This is a genomic window from Nostoc sp. C96, from assembly GCF_059384975.1.
This window is the reverse complement of record NZ_CM182020.1, coordinates 5826635-5850988: the sequence shown is the minus strand read 5'-3', so window position 1 is coordinate 5850988 and position 24354 is coordinate 5826635. Positions and strand designations below refer to the sequence as shown.

Annotated in this window: 17 protein-coding genes; 10 read left to right on the top strand and 7 right to left on the bottom strand. The window is 39.0% G+C overall.

The features are described 5' to 3' along the window. Positions 1-523: 523 nt before the first annotated feature. Entirely contained in the window at positions 524-2587 is a 2064-nt protein-coding gene (locus AC504W_RS25000) for a cytochrome-c peroxidase (RefSeq protein ID WP_494874934.1), read from the bottom strand. A gap of 248 nt (positions 2588-2835) precedes the next feature. Between AC504W_RS25000 and AC504W_RS24995 the strand changes: the two genes are divergently transcribed. Then, entirely contained in the window at positions 2836-3759 is a 924-nt protein-coding gene (locus AC504W_RS24995) for a DMT family transporter (RefSeq protein ID WP_494874933.1), read from the top strand. 330 nt (positions 3760-4089) lie between these two features. Next, positions 4090-5805: an alpha/beta hydrolase gene (locus AC504W_RS24990; RefSeq protein WP_494874932.1), complete on the top strand. Its 1716-nt coding sequence runs from the start codon at positions 4090-4092 to the stop codon at positions 5803-5805. Here AC504W_RS24990 and AC504W_RS24985 read toward each other — a convergent pair. Both AC504W_RS24985 and msrB read right to left on the bottom strand, forming a co-directional pair. Continuing rightward, positions 5766-10376, bottom strand: a complete 4611-nt coding sequence (locus tag AC504W_RS24985; protein WP_494874931.1) for a tetratricopeptide repeat protein — start codon at positions 10374-10376, stop codon at positions 5766-5768. The genes AC504W_RS24990 and AC504W_RS24985 overlap by 40 nt on opposite strands. Positions 10377-10559: 183 nt before the next feature. Beyond that, positions 10560-11054, bottom strand: coding sequence for a peptide-methionine (R)-S-oxide reductase MsrB (gene msrB, locus AC504W_RS24980; RefSeq protein WP_494874930.1), 495 nt, complete (start codon positions 11052-11054; stop codon positions 10560-10562). 344 nt (positions 11055-11398) lie between these two features. Here msrB and AC504W_RS24975 point away from each other — a divergent pair, with 344 nt between their 5' ends. Next, the gene (locus AC504W_RS24975) at positions 11399-11626 is read left to right on the top strand and encodes a hypothetical protein (protein WP_096580921.1); all 228 of its coding nucleotides are present in this window, start codon (positions 11399-11401) and stop codon (positions 11624-11626) included. A gap of 217 nt (positions 11627-11843) precedes the next feature. Here AC504W_RS24975 and AC504W_RS24970 read toward each other — a convergent pair whose 3' ends face one another. Continuing rightward, positions 11844-12050, bottom strand: a complete 207-nt coding sequence (locus tag AC504W_RS24970; RefSeq protein ID WP_494874929.1) for a ChaB family protein — start codon at positions 12048-12050, stop codon at positions 11844-11846. 35 nt (positions 12051-12085) lie between these two features. Further along, complete coding sequence (locus tag AC504W_RS24965) at positions 12086-12532, bottom strand: pyridoxamine 5'-phosphate oxidase family protein (RefSeq protein ID WP_494874928.1); 447 nt, start codon at positions 12530-12532, stop codon at positions 12086-12088. Between the two features lie 309 nt (positions 12533-12841). Here AC504W_RS24965 and AC504W_RS24960 point away from each other — a divergent pair, with 309 nt between their 5' ends. From AC504W_RS24960 to metK, 3 genes are all read left to right on the top strand, one after another. Beyond that, positions 12842-13366 carry a DUF5132 domain-containing protein gene (locus tag AC504W_RS24960; RefSeq protein ID WP_494874927.1) on the top strand — a complete coding sequence of 175 codons (525 nt, stop codon included), beginning with the start codon at positions 12842-12844 and terminating at the stop codon, positions 13364-13366. A gap of 149 nt (positions 13367-13515) precedes the next feature. After that, complete coding sequence (locus tag AC504W_RS24955) at positions 13516-16542, top strand: cation-translocating P-type ATPase (protein ID WP_494874926.1); 3027 nt, start codon at positions 13516-13518, stop codon at positions 16540-16542. 210 nt (positions 16543-16752) lie between these two features. Beyond that, positions 16753-17937, top strand: coding sequence for a methionine adenosyltransferase (metK, locus tag AC504W_RS24950; RefSeq protein WP_494874925.1), 1185 nt, complete (start codon positions 16753-16755; stop codon positions 17935-17937). A gap of 309 nt (positions 17938-18246) precedes the next feature. Here metK and AC504W_RS24945 read toward each other — a convergent pair whose 3' ends face one another. Both AC504W_RS24945 and ndhI read right to left on the bottom strand, forming a co-directional pair. Next, positions 18247-18888, bottom strand: a complete 642-nt coding sequence (locus AC504W_RS24945; protein WP_494879463.1) for a DUF4142 domain-containing protein — start codon at positions 18886-18888, stop codon at positions 18247-18249. A 319-nt stretch (positions 18889-19207) separates the two neighbouring features. Then, positions 19208-19777 carry an NAD(P)H-quinone oxidoreductase subunit I gene (gene ndhI / locus AC504W_RS24940; protein WP_494878757.1) on the bottom strand — a complete coding sequence of 190 codons (570 nt, stop codon included), beginning with the start codon at positions 19775-19777 and terminating at the stop codon, positions 19208-19210. A gap of 475 nt (positions 19778-20252) precedes the next feature. On the opposite strand from ndhI, the gene galE reads away from it, so the two are divergent. Genes galE through galT form a run of 4 tightly spaced genes read left to right on the top strand, consistent with a single transcriptional unit; the run spans position 20253 to position 24322 of the window. Continuing rightward, complete coding sequence (gene galE, locus AC504W_RS24935; protein ID WP_494874923.1) at positions 20253-22037, top strand: UDP-glucose 4-epimerase GalE; 1785 nt, start codon at positions 20253-20255, stop codon at positions 22035-22037. 10 nt (positions 22038-22047) lie between these two features. Next, positions 22048-22521 carry a hypothetical protein gene (locus AC504W_RS24930; protein ID WP_494874922.1) on the top strand — a complete coding sequence of 158 codons (474 nt, stop codon included), beginning with the start codon at positions 22048-22050 and terminating at the stop codon, positions 22519-22521. Positions 22522-22541: 20 nt separating this feature from the next. Further along, entirely contained in the window at positions 22542-23243 is a 702-nt protein-coding gene (locus AC504W_RS24925) for a glycoside hydrolase family 2 TIM barrel-domain containing protein (protein WP_494874921.1), read from the top strand. Further along, positions 23222-24322 carry a galactose-1-phosphate uridylyltransferase gene (galT, locus tag AC504W_RS24920; RefSeq protein ID WP_494874920.1) on the top strand — a complete coding sequence of 367 codons (1101 nt, stop codon included), beginning with the start codon at positions 23222-23224 and terminating at the stop codon, positions 24320-24322. Before AC504W_RS24925 ends, galT begins: the two co-directional genes overlap by 22 nt. Positions 24323-24354: the final 32 nt, after the last annotated feature.

Sequence of the window (24354 nt, the reverse complement as noted above, 5' to 3'; positions counted from 1 at the left end):
TGCCATCAGTAGAAGCAACCTAAAAATTTCTGAAGTTGTCTGATATTCTCTGGCAGACTTTTGGCTTCAGTTTTGAGAGATATTATGCAGTTATGTATTATTTTTCTTCACAATTCCTTAGCGAATAAATAGTAAGTATGATTGTGTCACCCGCTGAGTAAAGATAATGGTAAAAAATACACAATTTCGGCAAAAACTTTTAAAAAATATAATTTTCCTGATAAATGATTAACTTTGAAAGCTAAAACTAAAGTTTATCCTCAATATATAGTCTCTCACTGCCAGAAATTTAGCTGTTACTAAGTACTTTCGTCAATAAGATATACATACTACTTTATACTTCTATCTTTTGCCATCTCGAAACTAGACTCGACAATTAAAAATTAATGATTTTTTAATATTAAATTCTATAGATAGTAATAAAAGATGCGAATATTTCAACAACCGTTTTCTACAGAAAACCCCTGTATGTCTACAGGGGTAGTACGAAAATATTAGTGAATTACAAAACCTAGCTAATTTACTAATTTTCTAAGAAATTAGGTGTACCATTGCCACCAAACTTACCCACAGCTGGAATTTCTAGGAAGCTATCTGTAGCTTTGCCTGTACCATCGTCAGCGACAGAGGTAGAGTCACCTGGATGACCATTGGGAACAAACAATTGTGGGTGGTCAAAAGGAGCTTTTTCACCGCGAACTCGCTCATCAGTCAAGGCTTGAAGAAACGCCACCAACTGAGTTTTCTCCTGTTCCGTTAAATTTAATGGGGCAAGGGCGCTTTGCTGACGAAAGTCTCCGCCACGATTGTAAAAGTCCACAACTTGTTGCAAAGTCAAGTAGCCACCATTATGGAAGTAAGGTGCTGTAAGTTCGATGTTGCGTAGTCCTGGTGTCTTGAAACTACCGTCCGCAAGTAATAAGTCATTGGCAGTAACAGTAATATTAGGGTCAGAACCAAGCAATTGCTTAAACGTCCCTAACAAAGATAATCGCGATTCTGACAGTGGATTGCCAAAGGGATCATTACCACCAACACCAACATCTTCGAGAGTCGGTCTTACACCAATATTGAAGAAGCCATTGTCAAAGACAATTCTGCGGTTCGGGATATTAATTACCCCGATACGTTGTTGCCGCACAGCACTAACTGAAGCTCTTGTGAGTTCTGCGCCATTGTGACAAGTAGTGCAGCGAGCTTTGCCTTCAAATAATAATTTTCCTTGCTGCTCCTGTTCGTTGAGGGCAGTGGTGTCTCCTTCTAAGAAGCGATCAAGAGGTGTATCGTCAGCAATAAGCGTAGACTCGTAAAGTTGTATCGCTAGTCCAAAGAACAGCGGGAAGTTGTACTCCATGAGTGTGTACTTATTATGTGGTAAGGAGCCGTTTGGCTTATCACTGACATTTTTGCTGCCGTTAGCATTCACTTGAATGACGCGATTAGATTCCCACCATTCATTTTTAAATGCTTGGGCAATTAGTTGTTCATAGGTTGAAGTTTGTAGTCCAGTTTGAGGTGATCTACTATCTGTGCCTAATACACTATCTTCTGGATGTACTATCTGTTTAGCTAGTGGTCTTAGGGGAAGTAATTTTTTTGCCGTCTTTCTAGGTAGTTTCTTACCTTTGCCCACACTGTAAGATTTATGGTCAATTGCCCCAAACTTATCACCAATTTCTATAAAGGTGCGACCATCAGCCGACATCTCAAAAGCACTGATTGGCGGGCCGACAGCTTGAGAAGCTAATGACGCATGGTTGAGGCTAACTTTTACAGATTCTAGATGACCAGGAGTAGTGGCTTTATAAACATAAGCATTGGGATCTCTTAATCCAAATTCATTTACTCCATTGAAGATTTCCTGCGCTCTACCGTCCCAGAAGTTACGGAAGTTAAATACGGAGTCAATTACGGTTGGTGTGTTACGCGGTTCAACACGGCGCACATTTGTACCGTTGACGTTAAACACTGGATCTGGCAAAAAGTTAACTTGATCTACCGGATTACCAGGCGTAGCATTCACAAACTCGCTGTTGAATACACCTTGAGACGACACAATATCATTAGTTTGGACGGGAAAATCTTCTGGCTTGAGTTGATAGTTAGGTGCGCTACCAACATCAAAAACTGTATCTGGATTTGCCGTTTTATCGGCGTTAACTTGCAATAATCCAGGAGAAATCTGATTTTTGGATCTATTGTCAGCGCCAGCATGGAAGTGACAACTTGCACAGGCGGTTACACCGTCGCTACCCACCTGCATATCCCAAAACAGTGCTTTTCCTAACTTAATAGCGGCGACTTTGTTTTTTACGAAGTCTGTAAGGTTGTCAGGTTCTGGAACTGTTACTGTTTTGAGGGAAGCCAAGGGCGGTGTCACTTGTGCTGATACGGTGTTTCCGGCAATGATGGCGACTGTGGCGATCGCTCCAATGATCATCGCTTTTTGCCACCTAGATCTCAGCCGTTTAGATTGCAGAGATTTAATTTTTTGCCTGTTTCGCCATCTACCCTTGAAAGTCAGTAGAGAGTATGTAAGTAGGCTCGTTATCACAAGCCCAACAATAATGACAGGTATAATTGCCATGTTTTTTAGTAAAAAACATCAAGTAGATTTAACCAAATTTTATAGTAAGCTATTAGCCTGATATTGACCGCGTAACATTGATTTAACTTTATCAGGCTAAAAAGATTACATTAAAAAAGTTGATTGAATAGTAATTACTATATGGATGTATAAAAGTGCTTCTGTCTTGTGGGTGTTGTTTCTTTTCTACAAATGACCATCTATTGTGAGTTCTGCACTAGCAATTAGAGTTTTGTTACCATAACTGAATGTCATTACATCAAAATTCTGGCCGCTGGCGTTTAGGGCTGGCATTATCGCTTCTAACTGTTTTATTGTGGGGAATTTTACCGATCGCGCTGGCGGTGATAGTGCAAGCGCTTGATCTCTACACAGTAGTTTGGTTTCGCTTTTTAGTGTCCTTCGTACTGCTAACTATCTACTTGGGAGTACGTGGTGAGTTACCAAAGTTACAACAATTGCATTCTGGGTCTTGGAAATTGTTAGCGATCGCTACACTCATGTTAGGGGCTAATTATTTCTTCTTTATGCAAGGTTTAGCCTTGACATCCCCTGCTAATGCAGAAGTACTGATTCAATTAGCTACTTTGTTATTAGGCTTAGGTGGTTTAGTTATTTTTCAAGAACGTTATACTTTGGGTCAATGGATTGGGGTTGGTGTACTTATTTGTGGGTATATTATCTTTTTCCATGACCAAATAACCAATTTAATTACTGCACAGGGTACATATATTTTTGGTAGTGGTTTAGTAGTTTTCGCTGCATCTGTCTGGGCTGTTTACGCTTTAGCACAAAAGCAGTTATTACAGTCGTTGTCTTCTTCTAACATCATGATGTTGATTTATGGAGGAAGTGCTTTATTACTTACACCTTTGGCTAAACCAGACACTATTTTAAAACTAAATACTTTGCAGTTAAGTATGTTAGTTTTTTGTGCTTTAAATACTTTAATTGCTTATGGTGCTTTTGCGGAATCATTAGAACATTGGGAAGCCTCACGCGTTAGTGCTGTGCTGACTTTAGCACCCATTGTGACATTAATAGCAGTTGAGTTAGTAGCAATATTCACACCTACATTAATTCCAGGAGAAAACATTACACTCATAGGTATTATTGGTGCTTGTTTAGTAGTAGCTGGTTCGATGGCGATCGCATTGAGTAAAAAAAGTTAATACGCAATTTATTAAAAGACTGAAATACTCGATTTTTCAAAAAAGTCGGGTATTTTAATGTTCACGATTTCTTGCTTATGCCAAACTACATTACACATACCGAGGCAGAGTAATATTTTATCTGTTATGATTTTTGCGAGTGTATCAACCTAGTTTGTGATTACCCCACAGCAACTATTAAGGTAATACAAACACAAATGCAAAGCTCTTTAAAGCTGCATCGATAAAAGAAAAAGTTTGCATTATCAATTACAAATTAGAAATGTAGGGTGCGCTAATAACTACCAAAGCCAACATCCAGTGAAACAACATCACCGAAACGGTTGAGCGATGAATAGTTTGTTTAATAATTGGGCCAGCATCCTGAAAAGAAATTCTCTTTTGCTGGTTCTATCAACATTGCTGCCAATATTAGGAATTAATTCATCTGTAAAAGCAGCAGAACGAGTTTATGTCTCATATTCAGTTTTAGAGCTATCAATTTCTGTTACTGCTTTGGAAAATTATGCCAAAAAAGGTGTCATTGATGATGAATTAGCAATTTATCAGCAATATATACCTGCAAAACAGTTTCAGGAATTACAGCGAATTTTAATTACTCCTGTAAAATCTAGTCCGGCGGTGGTGTCACAATTTCTTTCTACACCACAAGGAGAGTATTTACTTCGCCGTTTTACAGAAGTAATTCAAAGCAAAGCCCCACAAGCGCAACCAGCGTTTGATGAGATGCGTTCGGCGTTAATTTTGGCTGTTGCAGAACCAGATGGGTTAACGTTATTAAATCTTTTACGCAAGTATCCGGCTAATAGTATCCGCATTGATTTAGGGCGCAGCTTTAATATAGCAACGGAACTAGAAAATTTAGTAAAGGCGACTAATCAAGCGATCGCAATAGTTACTCAAAGGTCTAATCTAGAAGCTGTGACAATTCCCAAGCCCAGCAATTTCTCGCAATTAGCAGATTTGCAAAAGCCAGGAAGTTTAAAGTCTCAAAAATATACATTAAATTATTTTGACTCAACCCGTAACCGCACATTATTAACTAATATTTATCTGCCTAATCTCTTACTTCCTGCACCACTAATTGTAATTTCGCATAGTTTGGGTACAGATAATAGTAATTTTCAATATTTAGCCACACATCTAGCTTCTTATGGATTTGCGGTGGTTGTTCCCAATCATTCAGGGAGAGATACAAAACAATTGCGATCGCAAAATCAGAAACAGGCTACTGAATTATTCACAGCAGATGAATTTCAACAGCGACCTTTAGATATCAAATATATTTTGAATCAGCTAGAAAAAGCTAACAAATCAGATGCTCGATTTCAGGGTAGACTCAACTTACAACAAGTAGGAGTTTTTGGTCATTCTTTAGGTGGTTATACTGCGCTGGCTTTGGCGGGTGGGAAAATTAATTTTGCTCAGTTAAAACAAGATTGTACAAGTGAAGCGCTGCATCAAACCTGGAATATGTCTTTATTATTTCAGTGTCGTGCTTTGGAGTTGCCAAACCAATCTGCTGCTAATAATTTACAAGATAATCGCATTAAAGCTGCGATCGCCATTAACCCAGTAACAAGTTCGATTTTTGGCAAGGCTAGTTTAAGCCAAATCAAAACACCAGTGATGATTTTTGCTAGTAGCAATGATATTGTCGCACCCGCTATATTTGAGCAAATTTTACCTTTTGCTTGGTTTACCAATTCCCAAAAGTATCTTGTCACCCTTGTCGGTGGAACTCACTTCTCTGCTATTGGCGATGGAAATTCCACATCTGGACAAATTCCATTACCTACTGATATCGTTGGTGATGTTTTGCAAACACGGCGTTACATAAATGCTTTCAGCGTGCCGTTTTTTCAAACTTATATTGCTAAAAAGCCACAATATCTTTCATATCTCCATCCTGCTTACGCCCAAAAAATTTCTAGTTTAATTTTAGGGTTAAATCTGGTTCAGTCTCTCAGCCCAGTTGAATTATCTCAGGCTATCAATCAATACGATTACAACCCATTACCAATTAAAATAAACGGCGACCAGTAATAAGGGTGAGAATAATTATTTTCTGTAGTACTAGAATGACTATGTAGTAAACTTAATTGTGCTTGGCGTAAAGCTTCAGCTTTTGTCGGGTGATTTTTATTGGCTAGATTGCTGTAAAATTGCTGCATAAGTAAACTGGTGCTGCGATCGTTTACTTGCCACAAAGAAGCTATTACTGCTTTTGCACCTCGATTCAGAAAAGAATATGCAACACTAGCAATTTCTACTCCATCTTGACGAGAGCCTGCAAGGGCTGTTTGACAAGCAGATAAAACAACTAAATTAATATTGCTTAACCCCGTTAAAGTTTGAATCTGAGGAATTACCAGTTTTTCCCCATTTCCTAACAATAAATAAGAAGCATCTTTGCTATTAGGCACAAATTCAGCATGAGTCGCCAGGTGTAAAATTTTATTTCCTGTGAGATTGTCTCGTAAATTGCGAAAATCAAAGGCATTATTGAGGAACTCTTGTCCTGGATATATACCTTGTTGATTATTCTTAGTTTTAACAATTGCATTCAACTCTGTAGGGACATTTTCTAGCGCGGGAAAATCACCTACCGCTTGCGAAACTCCCATTGCTAAAACTGAAATATTTTGCGTTCCTGCGGGTAAGGTAGCCGTAGTATCTGTTAAATCTGCGGATAAAACATTGTAGACAGTATAATTCTCAATTAAATATTGCTGACCATCAAACAAAGCACTCATAGGGATATAACGTGTTACCCTATCAAGGGCAAACACGAGATTTTTTACTTTATTTTCTTTTAATTCTGGTTCTAATGGTTTAATCAACCAGGTATAGAGTTTTTGGCTAACTGACTGAATCTGCGAAATATCTTTAGCATCACAATCAATATTTTGGCATCGTCCGATTAACCGCCGAAATTCTTTGACTGTATTTCCTAATTCTTCTCGCCCAACTTTGACTTCAAACTTTTTAGCAACATCGCCAGAATACAGCAGTAACCAAAGTTTATCTTCTAGCACTAATGGGTAAATCATCACTGTACCCGGTTGTGCTTTGACTATTTCTAAAACTTTGGGACTATCAGGACGGAATGCACCAGGATCTTTTGCTAGACGTTCTCTAATTTCTGTGTCGATTTTTGCTAACTCTTGATTAAACTCTGCAACTACGTTTGTCAGTTTATCGTTGAGTTTAGTTTTATCCTTACAGTTATTTTTTTCGCATTCGCTAATTTGTTTTGCTAAAGCAACAATTGATTGATTAGGCGCAGCAATTTTTGTCTCTTCTGGATTTAAAGTAACTTTTGGTTTCTCTGTTGGAGAAATGCTAGTAGTGGCAAAATCTTTAATTTCTTGAATCTTCAGCAGTTCTAAAATCTGTGTTGCTTCCTTTCCTCTACCTTGAGCCAGTAATAAATTTGCCAGTTGGCGATAAATATCAGAGGTGGTTACTTTGCCAAAATCAATCTTTGTTTGCAAGAAAGATGCTTGTAACTGTGGTGGTAATCCTTCAATATTACGACGGACTTGTTCAATTCCATTAATGGCTTGTTTGTAGTAAGTAATTGCCACATTTGGTTGATTTAAATCAGCGTAAGCACGACCTAACCCAGCATAAATACCTGAACTACTACCTGTAACTTCTGTAGGTGTTTGAATTGTTAATGCCTGTTGATAAGCTGTAATTGCTTGCTGTTTTCTGCCAAATTTGCGATGTAAATCTCCTAAAACAGTCAGCGCATCTTTTTCATAAACTGGGTTCTGCACCTTTCTAGCAAATGCTAAAACTGTCTGTATTTCCCGTATTGCTTGTTGATCATTGCCTAGTTCACCATAGGCTAGGCTTAACATCCGATGTGGTATGATTTCCCAGGCTGGTTTTTTACTTGCTTTTAAAATAGCTAAACTTTGTTGGGCAAAGTCTACAGTTTTTTGAGCTTCTCCGGTATTGTAATAATTACCTGCGATCACCAGTAAAGCAAAAGCTTCTCCATTGCGGTTTTTTAGTTGTCGCTGTTTAACTACGAGTTGTTGATAAAAATCATTGCTTTTTTGATAAGCACCTAAATTACTATATGTATCGCCAAGATTAGCTAACGCGTATACCTCAGATGTAGGGCTTTTGATTGCTTGAGCAATTTGTAAACTTTGTTGTGATAGCTCTAAAGCTTGGGGATAAGCTTGGATATTTCTGTAAACATTCCCTAGAGAAGCTAGTGCTTGAGCTTCTAAAGAACTGTCTTTAATTTCTCGTATAATTGATAAACTTTGCTCTACCAATTCCTTACTTTTTTGGTAATTACCAATGCTAGTATAAGCAATGCTTAAATAGAGTAAACTTTGAGCTTCTAGAGGACGAATATGAGATTTTTTAGTATACAATAGTCCTGGTTCTGCTATAGCAATGACTTTATTATATTCTCCTAGCGAATCATAGGCATTACTAAGATTAAGTGAAGCAAGCGCTATATTTACGAAATTTTGAGATTTTTGAGCTATAACCAAATGTTGTTGAGCATATTTTATTCCTTGCTCATATTCTCCTTGTGTATTATATGCTCTACTAAGCCTTGTTAAAGGTTGCATTTCATACTCAGGCGCTTTTAATTGCTTTGCTATTGTTAAAGCTTGATTTGCTACTTCAATAGCTTTTTGCGTATCTCCTAATAAAAGGTAAATGTCACTGAATTTACTTAAAGTAGAAATTTGATAAGAACGTTTATTGCTTTTTTGAAAAATTACTAATTGCTGTTGTCTTAATTCCAAGGCTTTTTGATAGTTACCTTGTTTTAGATAAATTTCACTTAATTTATCTAAAGCATCTGCTTCTATCCCTGAGTTTTGTAACTGTTTACCAATAGTTAAAATTTGTTGTGCTAACTCAATAGCAGAGTTATAATTTCCCTTTCGTATATAAATTCCACTGAGTTGCTCTAAAGCATTTGCTTCTAGCTGCGGTTCTTTAATTTGACGGGTAATATCTAAAGCTTGCTGAGTAACTTCAATAGCTTTAGGAAAGTCTTGTAAATCCTGATATACATAACCTAAATAAATTAACGCATCAGCTTCTAATTTTGGTCGGTGAAGATTTTGTACTGCACTTAAACTTTGTTTAGCAAAATCTAGTGCTTTCTCATATTCTCCAAGATTATTATAAATAAGAACCAAGCCTTGCAAAGCAGATGCTGGGTAACTGAGAGCATAATCTTGTATTGTAGGTGGTAATTCAGTAACTTTTATGTCTTTTGATTTAACTAAAGCTTGTTGACAAGCTTCAATTGCTTTTTGATAATCTGTCAATACATTATATGTACTGCAAATAGTTAATAATACACTAACTTCATTGGCAGTATCTTTCTGTTCTCTATAAATTTCTAATTCTCGCTCTCTTAACTCAATTACTTTGCGATTTTCTCCCTGGTTACTATAAATTGATGCTAAGTCAGATAAAGCAGAATGTTCTGTATCAAGTGCTTTAATTTGTCGCGCAATTTTAATTGATTGCTGTAATAATTCAATAGCTTTTTGATTATCTCCTAAATATTGGTAAGCACTTCCTAATGCTCTTAATGCGTCGGCTTCCTGGTCTGGTTTATTCAATTCTTTAGCAATAACTAAAGCTTCATCAGCCAACTTAATTGTTTGATTAGATATATCTTTTGCTTGAGATGTTATCCCACTGACATTAGCATTTGTAGCAATTACTAAATATTGAGAAATAATTAATTTTAAAGTGTTCAGTTGAATAGTTTTGTCTTTAATTTCGCGTTGAACTGCTAAGGCTTGGCGATAAGAATCTAAAGCGATGTCATCTTTTTTTTGGTTGCTATATGTAAGCCCAATAAAATATAGCAATCTTCCTTCAAATGCACGGTTTCCTACTTTTCTACTGGCAGCTAAAGCTTTATTAAACCATTCCAAAGCACGCGAATAGTTTGACATATTTTTGTAAACTATCCCTAGTCTAGATAGAGTATATTCTTCTTGAAATTTATCTCCAATTTCTTGATGTATTTTTAATGCTTGTTGTAAAAGTTCTAAAGCTTTAGGTTGTTTGTTTAAATATGAATAAGTTAACCCAATTCTACTAAGAGTAATGCCTTCTCCGGGTTGATCTTTTACTTCACGGCGAATTACTAAAGCTTGCTGTAATGCTTCTAAAGCCTTGTCATTTTGATCTAAGTTGAAGTAAGTTGCGCCAAGAGTATCAAGAGTTTCTCCCTCACCTGTACGGTCTTTGATTTGTTGGCGAATTGCTAAAGCTTGTTGCAAAAGTTCTAAAGCTTTTTGGTATTGAAATATTAAATTATAAACCAGTCCTAAATTATTGAGAGTTTGCCCAACTCCTTTTTTATCATCTAGTTGGCGGTAAATAGCTAAGGCTTGTTCATAACTTTTCACTGCATTGTCATAATATCCACGGCGATATTGTTGCACTCCCTGTTGGTAGAGTTTATCTGCTTGTGCTTTGCGGTTAGGTTGAGTAACAGTTTGTGCTAATGTCTGCTTGATTAACACATTATTTGCTGATAGCCCTAGAGGACAAAACAGAGAAAGTATAAGGGTAGTAACGGTAAAGCTTTTAAAGTTGTGACGCATTTAATTAATATATTATATTGCCAATATTTTTAAACTTGGTATAAGATAGAGATACAATACGTAAGTATTTTTTTAATAAAAATACAGCTATTTTTAATAATTCGTAAGAAAGCAGAAGCCCAGTTTTCTAAAAAACTGGGCTTTTGGGTTATTGATTTATAGAAGCGATCGCACTTTGACTAGTTAAGCAGGGATAAACTTCAATGACACACCATTCATACAATAGCGTTGACCTGTAGGTGCAGGGCCATCAGCAAATACATGGCCTAAATGTCCACCACAACGCCTACAATGTACCTCTGTACGCGTCATAAACAACGACCGATCTACAGTAGTTGCGATCGCACCTTCAATGGGTTGAAAGAAACTTGGCCAGCCAGTACCACTGTTAAATTTGGTATCTGATTTAAACAGTGGTAAGTCACAAGCCGCGCACACATAAGTACCTTCTGCATACTGCTTATCAAGGGGACTGGTGAAAGCGCGTTCAGTTCCATGTTTACGCAAAACATAAAACTGTTCTTTTGTTAATATTTTGCTCCATTCATCTTCAGATTTGGTAACTTCAAACTCAGTGTTAGAACTTGCCACGATTTCTCCTCTTGGATTAATAAACTGTGATAATAAGGCTGCACCTGTTAATACGGCACCAGCCTCTAAAAAATAGCGTTTTTTCATATAGCAATTACCAATCTAATTAGGTATATCTTCCCCAGCCTTTAATCTCTGGCATTAAAGAAATGTACACCACTAAAATGAGAAACGCTATATATCTATTATGAGTTTTTGCTTAATTGCATTGCCAGAGATGAAGACTCTGGTTTTATTACTAAACATATTTGAGCTAGGTAACAGGGAACAGAGTAGCACGTTTTTAGGTGGTGACTTCTTAATTTTACTTAAAAAAGCACCCACCTAATGATAGATATTTTAAATTAAGATATCGCCCCGTTAGTCGGAGGACAGATAGTGCTGCACTTTTTAGAATCAGGACAAAGCTGGGAACCGGAGGTAATTAGGGTGTGAATTTACAAATGTATGAATTAAAAGAAACTGCGACTCAACTACTAGCCGCCATGCTATCTAACCCTCACATTTACCCCCAGGTTAGCGATGAAGGAGGATATGGAAAGATGGAACAGCAATTAATGATTGTGGCTGTGGAGATGGCGGAAAGCTTAATTCAGCATATCAATCATACCCATCTGCAAAGTGAGCCAGAACTAAATTCTCAAAACGAATCTTGTTGATGATGTTTAAAAATACGAAATAACCTGGGAATATGACAAACTTTTAGTTACTCATCTTGAATGCTCAAGAATTTTACTATTATTTGTTTAAATCCCCAGGATCGAAGTTTACTACTACTGCCAGTAAGAAAAATAACTTTTATGACTTTTGTTAGCGTCTAACTAAAGAAGGAGCTTTTTGGCACTTATTTTGACTAGCAGTAAAATCGATTACATGTTAATTATTTGATTTTTTGTACCACTGACCATCTTCACCTTTTTCGTAATCACGCTTTACTGCACTCCACGCTACTCGAAAAGCACTTTCTTCGTTATCATATTCTCTTACTGCATTGTTAAATGCAGCCCGAAATATTTCTTGGGCGTGTTTGGGTAAGTTGTCTTTTACTGCATCTGGTAATTCATCAATTTGTTGATAGGGCATAAAATTATTACCCTCCTATTTTAAATGGATGATATTCAAGACAAGTTTATATGTTGGGGATGATAGCTAGAACGACTATCCCAATAATCAGCTTGTTTAATACTCACTTTGAGTAAAGCCAAATCTGGTTCATTTAATCCTTGAGAAAACCAAGTTTGTAATTCTGGTTTCCATAATTCTGCCATTTTTTGATGGTCTTGTAATAGTTCTGCTGTGCCAGAAATAGAAACATAACGCTGATTTTGCGATGATGTGAAGCTAACATTCACTTGCTGATTATGTTTAATTTCACTAACTCTATGAGAATTAGCGCTAGTAAAAAACCAGAGTGTCCCATCTGTATCTAGTGCATCAATAGAGTGCATTGGACAGCTGTGCAAACTACCATCATCATTGACTGTGGTCAACATCCCATAGTCAATACCTTTAATTAAGGTTTGCAGTTCTTGAATTTGGCGATCGCTGTTTGTGGAAATTGCCATAATACCTTTTTCTCTTAATTTATTTACCTAGATTTTATGGATTACAACCAATATTTGATGTTGGTGTAATCTATTTTTTATTCTTAACATTTACTGGTGCTGATTACTTGAGTCTAAAGACAGAATTTTCCTGGATAGACTAATGGATTACTAACTTCTCTAAGAAGTCGGTTATCTGATATTCTTCAAATATAAGTAATGCTAGAGATGGAAATTTAAAATTATCTCTGTGACTTTTGGACGATGGAAATAGCCAATAGTTTGATTACGCTTCTATAGTGATTAGTCGCTTCTAGAGGAGACATGACTATGGAGTCTACCTTTGATTGGGAAAAAGTGAATTTACCAGAAATTGTTGACGGTTTGACTGCAATTATTTTTTCACCGATAATTGTCCCAATAGCTGAAGTTATCAAACAACCTCTAGTCCAAACGGCTATTAAAGAAGGTATAAATCTATCTCAAAGTTATCAAGAAACAGTCGCAGCCGTAACAGGCGATGTTCGCACTCGACCAACAACCGAGGAAGTTAATTATAGAAATGGCTCAACTTATCCAATTTATTTAACAGATGGGAAATCTGCGATCGCTAAAGATTTGTTAAATGTAATGTCTGATTTTAATGCTGATGTTTACAAAATGACTAACGGTACCGCTGATTTGCGGTTGATAGTACCTTTAGGTCTTGGTTTATTTGCCCTTACTCAGTTAATCAAACAAGGATTTAAGTTGGAAGATACACCTTGGTATATATTAGCCTGGTTTGCCTTTGATAGTTTCATAAAACTTAACGTTACTGAGGAATCACAGCGAGTAAATGTAAATAAAAATTAATCAATTGAGCCTGATTATCAAGGGATAAACTTTGAAACTCTTAACATTGCTGTTAACAGTAATGAGAGTTTCATCCTCTATAATTTGACAATGGAGTTACATTTCAAGATTGCAGTTTTGCAAGAGCAAACACGGGGGCAAAAATTGCAGTGATTCAAGCAATACATACTAAAGTTAAAGGCAGAGCTAGATATAAAATAGAAGAACTTCACAATTCAGCAGAACTCAAAAATTATCTGGAGCGATCGCTAGAAAATTATCCAGAAATAAAGTTGGTGAATGCTAATCCTTTAACCAGCAAAATTTTGGTTTATTTTCCCCAAGAAAAAAGCTATAAAGACATAGGCGCTCTTATTGAAAAAGTTTTATTAACTTACAAAGAAAAAACCAAGTTAATTGCAGTAAAGAAAAGCGAGAAAAAATTAAAAGCAAATAAACCAACTATTACTAATCCCCAACAACAAGAGGGAGAAGATTGGTATTTACTGCCAGTTGATAAAGTGGTTCACCAATTACATACCTCGCCAACTGATGGATTATCCAGTGCATTAGCCAGCACCAATCTGCAAAAATATGGGTCTAATGTCCTCTCGCACACAGAAACACGCTCCGATTTAAGCATTATTATTGAACAATTTAAATCTCTGCCAGTCGCATTACTCGGAGTGGCGGCGGGGGTGTCAATTTTCACGGGTGGAGTGATTGATGCGGCGGTAATTTTAGGCGTAGTAATTCTCAATGCGGCAATTGGTTACACCACAGAAAGTCAATCAGAAAAAATCATTCACTCTCTCAAAAATAGAGAACCCGCATCAACTTGGGTAATTAGAGACAGCAACCTGCAAGAAATCCCCACAGAAAATGTAGTTTTAGGCGATATTTTAGCCCTCAAACCAGGCACTTATGTCGCCGCAGATTCCCGTTTAATTGCCGCAGATAACCTGAGTATTGATGAATCTGCTTTAACTGGGGAGAGTCTGCCTGTAACTAAAACTGATGATTTGCTTATAGGTGAAGATATCCCATTAGGCGATCGCGTGAACATGGCCTATAAAGGCACTTTTGTCACAGGCGGTCAAGGACTGGCGGTAGTTGTCGCCACAGGCCAATCTACCGAAATGGGCAATATCCAGCAACTTGTGGGCGAAGCCACCGCAATGGAAACCCCCCTCGCCAAACAACTAGACCAAGTGGGTAGTCAGTTAGTATTAATTAGCATGGGTATTTGCGGCTTAGTCTTTGGTTTGGGTGTGTGGCGGGGATACGGTTTAGTACAAATGTTGAAATCATCCATTTCCCTCGCCGTGGCTGCGGTTCCCGAAGGCTTACCCACCGTCGCTACTACAACCCTCGCCCTGGGTATCCGTGATATGCGCCGCAACCGCGTTCTAGTGCGGAGCTTGAGTGCAGTTGAAGCCTTAGGTTCAGTCCAGACAATTTGTATGGATAAAACCGGGACACTGACAGAAAATAAAATGTCAGTCGTGGAAATTCAAAGCAACACCCACAACATCAAAGTTGCAGACGGGGAATTTATCACAGGGGAACAAAAAATTAATCCTTATCACAACGATGAACTATTAAAACTAATTCATGTCTCAGTTCTCTGCAACGAAAGCCAAGTCAGCCGCGAGGGAAATGGTAAGTATGAAGTTATTGGTTCAGCCACCGAAAACGCCCTGATTTACATGGCCATTAGTTCTGGGGTAGATATCATCGACCTCAAACAAAAGTATCCCCTAGTGCAAACCAACCTGCGGTCAGAAAATCGTAACTTGATGAGTACAATTCATCAAACTCATGATGAGAAAAAGTTTGTCGCCGTTAAAGGTAGCCCCGCCGAAGTGGTGGAACTTTGCCAAACATGGGTAAAACATGGGGAAATAGTAGAATTAACCCCAGCAGATAAAAGAGCGATCGCTATAGAAAATGATCGCATGGCAGGGAAAGCATTACGAGTATTAGGTGTAGCCTACAACCACATTAACGAGTTTCAAAGCAATAATAATCATGAATCAGACTTGATTTGGTTGGGTTTAGTCGGTATGGCCGATCCCATCCGCAAAGGTGCAAAACAATTAATCGGCGACTTCCATCAAGCCGGTATCGCCACCGTGATGATTACCGGCGACCAAAGCCCCACAGCTTATGCGATCGCCAAAGAATTAGAATTAAGTCGAGACCAACAATTAGAAATTCTCGACTCCAGCAACCTCAATAACCTCACCCCCGCAGCCTTAACCGCCCTCAGCGACAAAGTAGATGTCTTCGCCCGCATCAGTCCTAGTAATAAACTGCAAATAGTCCAAGCCTTGCAAGCAGCCGGTAAAGTCGTCGCTATGACAGGCGATGGTATTAACGATGCACCCGCCTTAAAAGCCGCCCAAGTAGGGGTTGCAATGGGTCAAGGCGGTACAGATGTCGCCAGAGAAGTTGCAGATATTGTTTTAGAAGACGACCGACTCGAAACCATGATTGTCGCCGTTAGTCGCGGAAGGACAATATACAACAACATCCGCAAATCCGTACATTTCCTCCTCGCCACCAACCTCAGCGAAATTATGGTGATGACCACCGCCACCGCCGTAGGTATTGGCGAACCCTTAAACGCAATTCAATTACTGTGGCTAAACTTAGTAACCGACATTTTCCCCGGCTTATCCTTAGCAATGGAAGCCCCAGAACCAGAAGTTTTGAGTCAGCCACCCCGCAACCCCGATGAAGCAATCATTAAAAAATCTGACTTTGGGCGAATCGTCTTTGAGTCCGCTGGACTATCTGTTAGTACCTTACTCGCTTACGCCTACGCCCTCCGCAGATATGGTTTTAGCCCCCAAGCTAGTACAATTGCCTTTTTCACCCTGACCTCAGCCCAACTGCTGCATACCATTAGCTGTCGTTCCGAACATCACAGCGTATTTAGCAAAGAAAAACTCCCACGTAATGGCTATTTAAATGCTGCTATTGTTGGTTCCTTTGCTATTCAAATTTTAGCGATCGCCCTACCACCTTTAAGAAATCTCTTAAAGATTACCCCAATTAACTTTATCGATACTGCCGTCATCATTGGTAGTGCTTTGTGGCCTTTATTGTTAAGCGAATCAACAAAGAATATTCAGCCAAATATCAATGGTGTCCCACCATTACTTATGCCAGATAATAATCCACAACTCTAGAGTTTTGTTAACTGGAAAAAACGAACCACAAAGGACGCAAAGGACACAAAGGAAGAAGTAATCTTAGTATTCATACTTGAGGCTAGTAATCCATCAAATTTGCCTTCTGAGATAAAGCAATGCTATTCCTCTGATTTTCCTCTTTACTTTGCGAACTTTGTGTCCTTTGTGGTTCGTTAAAAAAAATGTCGCGCCAAGACACTGAATATTATGAAAAAAGACTTCATGTTCACATCAGAATCAGTCACCGAAGGACATCCTGATAAATTGTGCGATCAAATCAGCGATGCCATAGTAGACCGATTTTTACAACAAGACCCCTACGCCAGAGTCATTACCGAATGTGCTGCTTCCACAGGCATATTATTTATTGCTGCCCGATTTGAACCAAATGCCAATGTAGACTTTACCAATATTGCCAGACAAGTAATTGAACAAATTGGTTACGAACAAAAAGAATTTAATAGCAAAACTTGTAGTATTTTGACCAGCTTGCGAGAATTGCCAGCCAGCCAAACTCACTTATTTGATGAGCAGAATTTATCTGATGAAGAGATAGAAAAAATTACTGTGACAAATCAAGTAACAGTCTTTGGCTTTGCTTGTAATCAAACTTATACCCTGATGCCTCTGCCGATTTGGTTAGCACACAAATTAGCCAGACAATTAAGTGAAGTTAGACACAAAAATATCTTACCTTATTTAACACCTGATGGTAAAACTCAAGTCGGAGTAGAATATCGCGATCGCCGTCCTTATAGAATACATAGTATTACTGTAATTGCCAGTCAAAATAAAGCAGGTAAACCTGATTACCAACAATTACAAGATGATATTAAAGAAATAGTCATTAATCCTGTTTTTGAGAATGAAGAAATTCGACCCGATGCCAAAACTAGAATATTTATTAATCCCGATGGCGCATTTATTAAAGGCGGGCCAGCAATCCATTCTGGCTTAACTGGTAGAAAAAATGCCATAGATACATACGGCGAATATTCTAAACATAGTGGTTCAGCTTTGAGTGGCAAAGACCCAATTAGAATAGATAGAATAGGCGCTTATATTGCCCGTTATGCAGCTAAAAATGTCGTTGCTGCCAAACTTGCAGATGAATGTGAAGTGCAACTCAGTTATTCCATTGGTTTATCTCGTCCTGTGAGTGTTCAAGTAGAAACTTTTGGCACAGGGAAAATCTCTGACGAAGAAATTACTAATTTATTAGAAAAGCATTTTGACTTTCGCTTGGCAGGAATTATTAAACAATTTAATTTAAGACATTTACCGACAATTCATCCAGGCGGTTTTTATCGCCAACTGGCAGTTTATGGTCATATAGGACGAATGGATATGGATTTACCGTGGGAAAAAACAGATAAAGTTGGTATATTTTAAGATTCAATAACGAAAAACAAGCAATAAAAGCTGGTTGCCAAAGACATATTTCTCATACCATTTCACTAAATAAATGATACGAATAATTTCTCCTCCGCCCACGCCAGTCGCTACAAGTCGGGAAACCCGCCGACACTTGCTACAACGGAGGGAACCTCCGCAACGCAGTGTCTCCCCAACGCGCTGGCTCCCCTGCGGTCTATTTGTATCAAACTTAAAGTGAAACGGTATCAGCCTATGGAACCAGTTGATTTGGTTGCTGTAATTTCTAGTTTGATTAGCTCTAGATTCTAGTTTCAATTATAGAAATTAATTACCCTTGCTGGGTCGGGGAGTGGCTTGAGTTAACAAGCGTTGCCCCATTTGTAAGTGTCTCAGGGTAACGGGTATATTTTTAGTAGCAAATGCCTGTAAATCTGAGTCTTGTCCGAGTTGTGACTCACGCCGTTGCACAACAAAATATTCTGTATGTAAGTTAATCCCAGCTTCTTCTTTATATGCTTGGTCAAAATCTCCGCCAGAAAATTGTGATAATCTGGCGATCGCAGCCTGATATTTTGGGCTTAAAGTAGTTGGGGTAGTAATTCCTTTTTGATTAGCCAATTGCATCAGTTGTTGGTTAACAGGTGTATGCTCTTGAATCATCTGTTGGGCATACTGTCTCACCTCATTGTTTTTTGATCTCTGCAATGCTAATTTTGCTATTTGTATTTCTGTCATTCCTCCCTGCGCCGCTTCTGTAACATACAATCTATCAAGTTCACTCAGTCTCGACTGTGGGCTGCTTACTCCTGGAGTTCTGTCTGTTGGGGTTTGAGTAATTTTTCTTGTGGTGCTGGTTGATGAGATTGTCTGCGGAAACACTGCGGGAATTTGATGACTAGCAGAGAAAGCTGTAGCGGAAAAACCCACAATAGATATACTAACGCCAAAAATAATCATAAAACTCATCAATTTTTTGATAAATTTCCTATTTAATTGATTCATTTTCTGAATTTCCTTTGTATTTAAAGATTAATTTGATGGAAATTAAAATTCTTCTGCACTTCATTAATTAGTTCGCTAATCAGAAGTCAGAAGTGAGCAAAATTGAATAACCAAGACCAACATTTATCAGGACTTACGCAAAAATAACGTAACTTCGTCATAATCTCCCCTAACGCTGGGATTGCTTCCCTACACTTCGTTCCGGTCGCAATGACATTATCAGCGTTGCGTAAGTCCTATTTATATCGAGGAAAATTCTTAAGGTTGATGAATTTTCTCCAGCTTACTCTAAAATCTCAGATGGCAATAGACCTGCTCGATGAGCATCATCAGGCACTCCGTGAGGATTTAATACTCCTTTTGGTAAGTAAACTAATTCTCTGAGAGGTGTTACCATTGCGTCCTCAGTCACTTTGTAAGGTAATCTGCCCATCGCCACATTGTCCATATTCAACTGATGGCGGTCATAAACAGAAAGTTCATATTCTTCAGTAAATGATAGACAGTTTGTTGGGCAAAATTCCACACAGTTGCCGCAGAAAATACAAACTCCAAAGTCAATGCTGTAGTGCTTGAGTTCTTTTTTCTTGAAGTCTTTATTAAATTCCCAATCTACTACCGGAAGGTTAATCGGGCAAACCCGAACGCAAACTTCACAAGCAATACATTTATCAAATTCAAAGTGAATCCGCCCGCGAAATCTTTCTGATGGTATCAGCTTTTGATAAGGATATTGTACCGTAATTGGACGGCGACGCATGTGGTCAAAAGTAACTGAAAGCCCTTGTCCTATATGGATTCCGGCTAAAACACTTTCTTTGGCGTAATTACCAACTTGTTTAAGAAAATTCAACATGAATCAACCACTGCTAATTAATTAGCCTATTAATCAGCACATTAATAGCAATTACTAACAGTTACATCCCTCGCAAGAAAGGCATTAAGTTAAATATTTATTGTTAGCTAAAACACAAATAGTAATTATCATAGATAAAATTTCAATTGCCTGAAATTAATTCTCCAGGATATTTGCATGGCTCAATAATAAATATTTAATTTGTTTTAATCAGCTAAAATCTCCTGATGCTCTAGATATATTTATAGCTTTGTATCCAGAGATGGAAGTAAAGATGAAAAATATTCCTTACTGTTATTACTTATTGGAGTAATGTGATGCGTAAGATCTACAAATTCTGGCATTAGTTATTTAGTTAATATTTCCAGGCAAGAGTATAGTAAGCAAATGGTTACATGCTGATGTTTTTATTTGAGACTCTTGTCATCCATTTTTTATTGCGATTCCCAACATATATCCAGTTATTGAAAATATGACACAAAGTAAATCCAACATCAATGCTAACGGATTCAACCAAATAAAATCACCAGAATTGGGTGAAACGAAGTTATCAGAATTAGTTAAAAGACAGGCTTCTGGCGTATCATCGCCTGATTTTACTTCTGGCAAGAAAGAATATCAAAAAGTTCAAGTTTTCACGGATACACCTGATATTGTTTGCCTATCACATTTGCGTTGGAATTTTGTTTATCAAAGACCCCAACACCTTTTGAGTCGGTTTGCTCAAGGTAGACGAGTATATTTTATTGAAGAGCCGATTTTTAGTCAGGATGCTTTAGGGCGGCTGGATATTAGTCAAGATGAGAGTGGGGTTGTTGTTGTTGTACCACATCTACCAGACAATCTAAGTGAAGCAGGAATTAATGCAGATTTACAGGTGTTAATTGATGGCTTGTTCGCTGAACAAAACATCAAAAATTATATTTGTTGGTACTATACACCAATGGCGATCGCTTTTACCAATCATTTGCAACCTCAAGCGATTGTTTATGATTGCATGGATGAATTATCTGCTTTTAAAGGCGCATCACCGAAATTAAAAAACTACGAAGCAGAATTATTCCGTCGAGCAAACTTAGTATTTACAGGTGGGCAAAGCCTTTACGAAAGTAAAGTTAACCAATACCCTCATGTTTATGCTTTTCCCAGTAGTGTAGACATAACGCACTTTGCCCAAGCCAGAAATATTGCTGAACCAGCAGATCAAGCAAACATCCCTCATCCCCGGTTGGGTTTTTATGGCGTAATTGATGAACGGATGGACATTGAACTATTACGCGGAATGGCTGAGGCGCGTCCTGATTGGCATTTGGTAATGATTGGGCCAATTGTGAAAATTGATCCCGCAACTTTGCCGCAGCAGGCAAATATTCATTATCTCGGTAGTAAAAATTATCAAGAACTGCCTGCATACTTGGCAGGATGGGACTTGGCGATGTTGCCATTTGCGCGTAATGAATCAACACGCTTTATTAGTCCGACTAAAACCCCAGAGTATTTAGCCGCAGCTAAACCTGTAGTTTCTACTTCGATTCGAGATGTCGTCGTGCGTCCTTATGGCGAATTGACGTTAGATAATCTTTCAAATGGGCATCGAGAAATTGTCGAGGAAGTTTTGCAGGTGAAGCTGATTGTAGGGGATATGAGCGATCGCCCTCTTCTGGATCAACTATTTGCTACACATAATATAGCCGCAGTTATGCACTTTGCTGCTTATATTGCTGTGGGTGAATCTGTAACTGAGCCAGCTAAATATTATCGCAATAATGTGGTCGGTACTTTGACGCTGTTAGAAGCAATGTTAGCAGCATCAATTAATAAATTTATCTTTTCTTCTACTTGCGCTCTTTATGGTGTACCGCAATTTATTCCTTTAACTGAAGACCATCCGCAAAGCCCCATTAGTCCTTATGCTACTACCAAGTGGATGGTAGAAAGAATTTTGTCAGATTTTGATATTGCTTACAATCTCAAGTCTGTCAGCTTTCGTTATTTTAATGCCGCTGGGGCTGAACCCAATGGCTTACTAGGCGAAGATCATATCCCCGAAACTCATCTCATTCCCTTAGTTTTACAAGCTGCTTTAGGTAAAAGGGAATCTATAGTAATTTTTGGTACAGATTACCCTACTCCAGATGGCACCTGTATTCGTGATTATATTCATGTCAATGATTTAGCACAAGCTCATATTTTAGGATTAAAATATCGGTCATCTGCGTTGGATTCCCGACTGCGAACGGTGGGAAATTGGGTTTGAAGTTGGACTAGTGGGAAATTTACCGACTTCGGGTGTACAAATTAAAGTAAAACTGAGCGCTGGCGGTTTGGTGTTAGCCAGCGATACTTATGAAGTATTTAATGGGGAAATTGTCCGTCGCATTGTTTTGGGAGATCCAGGTATTGACGACTGTCGCAATGAATTACTGTGGAGTCCCGAAAAGCCGACGCTAATAGATGCCCAAATTCAGCTATGGGATAAAGATATTCTTTTAGATGAAGTGCAATCTTATACAGCAATGCGGACTGTGAGCATTCAGCGTGATCGCTTTATGCTCAATGGTCGCCCATACTATCTACGCCTAGTTCTCGACCAAGGTTATTGGCCGGATACCTTAATGACTCCACCCAATGACGAAGCATTGCGGCGTGATGTAGAACTCGTCAAAGCTATGGGTTTTAACGGAGTCCGCAAACACCAAAAATTGAAGACCCCCGCTTTTTGTATTGGGCAGATGTTTTAGGGTTGTTATTATGGGAAGAGATGCCCAGCGCTTACCGCTTTACGCCCAAAGCTGTGGAACGGATGACCCGTGAGTGGACAGAAATCATTAAGCGCGATGTTAGCCATCCTTGTATTGTGGCTTGGGTGCCGTTTAATGAATCTTGGGGAGTGCCAAATTTAGTAGAGACAGCGGCTCATCGTAACTATGTATTGGCAATGTATCATCTGACCAAAACCCTCGACCCAACTCGCCCAGTAATTGGTAACGATGGTTGGGAAAGTACAGATACAGATATTCTCGCTATCCACGATTATGACAGGAAGCCTGAGCGATTAGCCCATCGTTATCGCCCTGATATCAAGATATCGGATTTATTTGAGCGTAGCCGTCCAGGCGGGCGCATCCTCACCCTCGATAACTATCCCCATCAAGGACAACCAGTCATGTTAACCGAGTTTGGTGGGATTGCATATACTCCGCTTGACCATCCTAATGCTGATCAAGCTTGGGGATATGAAAACTGCTCAAGTATCTCCGAACTAGAAATGAAATATGCTGCCTTGCTGGAAACAGTCAATGACATTGAACTATTTAGCGGTTTCTGTTACACACAATTCACAGATACCTTCCAAGAAGCTAACGGGTTATTGTACAGCGATCGCACACCGAAATTCCCCATCGAAGCAATCCGCGCTGCCACCCTCTCAGGACAAGGATTATGTACTCCCACAAGCTGTTAAAGCCCGACGGACGCAAACTCACCTTATATAGTCGTTACCCAATTACTAGTCAGTTAGAAGCTACTAGCCCCAGTCATGAGCCAGTACAAGCCAATCCGCACTTGCGCTGGCATCCCTTGCGAGGTGAATGGGTAGCTTATGCTAGTCACCGTCAAGGCCGGACTTTCATGCCGCCCCCAGAATATAACCCCCTGGCACCTACCACCAACCCGAAGTTTCCCACAGAACTTCCCCAAGGTAAGTATGACGTGGCGGTGTTCGATAACCGCTTTCCCTCCATGAGTCTCACAGCTAACAATCCACCGGAAACCATTGTGGAAACCTTACCCGCCAATGGAGCTTGTGAGGTAGTGGTTTTTACTCAAGATGCCAATGCTTCCCTCAGTTCCCTAGAATTGGCGCACCTAGATTTGCTGTTGGAAGTGTGGGGCGATCGCACCCGCGAACTAGGAGCAAATCCGCAAATTCAGTATGTGTTACCCTTTGAAAACAAAGGTGTAGAAGTTGGTGTAACTTTGCATCATCCACATGGACAGATTTACGCATATCCTTTCGTTCCCCCTGTGCCAGCACGAATGCTGGCAATGCAGCAGGAGTATTATCAAGAACATAGGCGGGGCTTACTGCAAGATTTAATTCAGCAGGAAATTGCTGATAACCAACGGATTATATATGAGGATGAAGATGCGATCGCCTTCGTCCCCGTGTGCGCTCGTTATCCTTACGAAGTATGGATTGCACCAAAACAGCCAGTTAGCAGTTTTATGGAACTTACCCCAGCACAACGCTGGGGACTGGCTAAAGCATTAAAAACCGTCACTCTCAAATATGACGGTTTGTGGAATCGCCCATTTCCTTATTTAATGGCTTGGTTTGGTGCGCCAACTGATGGTGCAGCCCATCCAGAAGCGCACTTACACGCCCAGTTTTACCCACCATATCGCACCAGTGAAAGGCTGAAGTATTTGGCGGGAACAGAACTCGCCGCCGGGATGTTTGCCAATGATGCTTTACCAGAAGAGAAGGCAAAAGAGTTACAAGCGGTGGCTGTAAATCTGGAAATGCCAGTTTCGGTATAAAGTTACAGGTTGTGGTAGTTGCGATCGCTAAT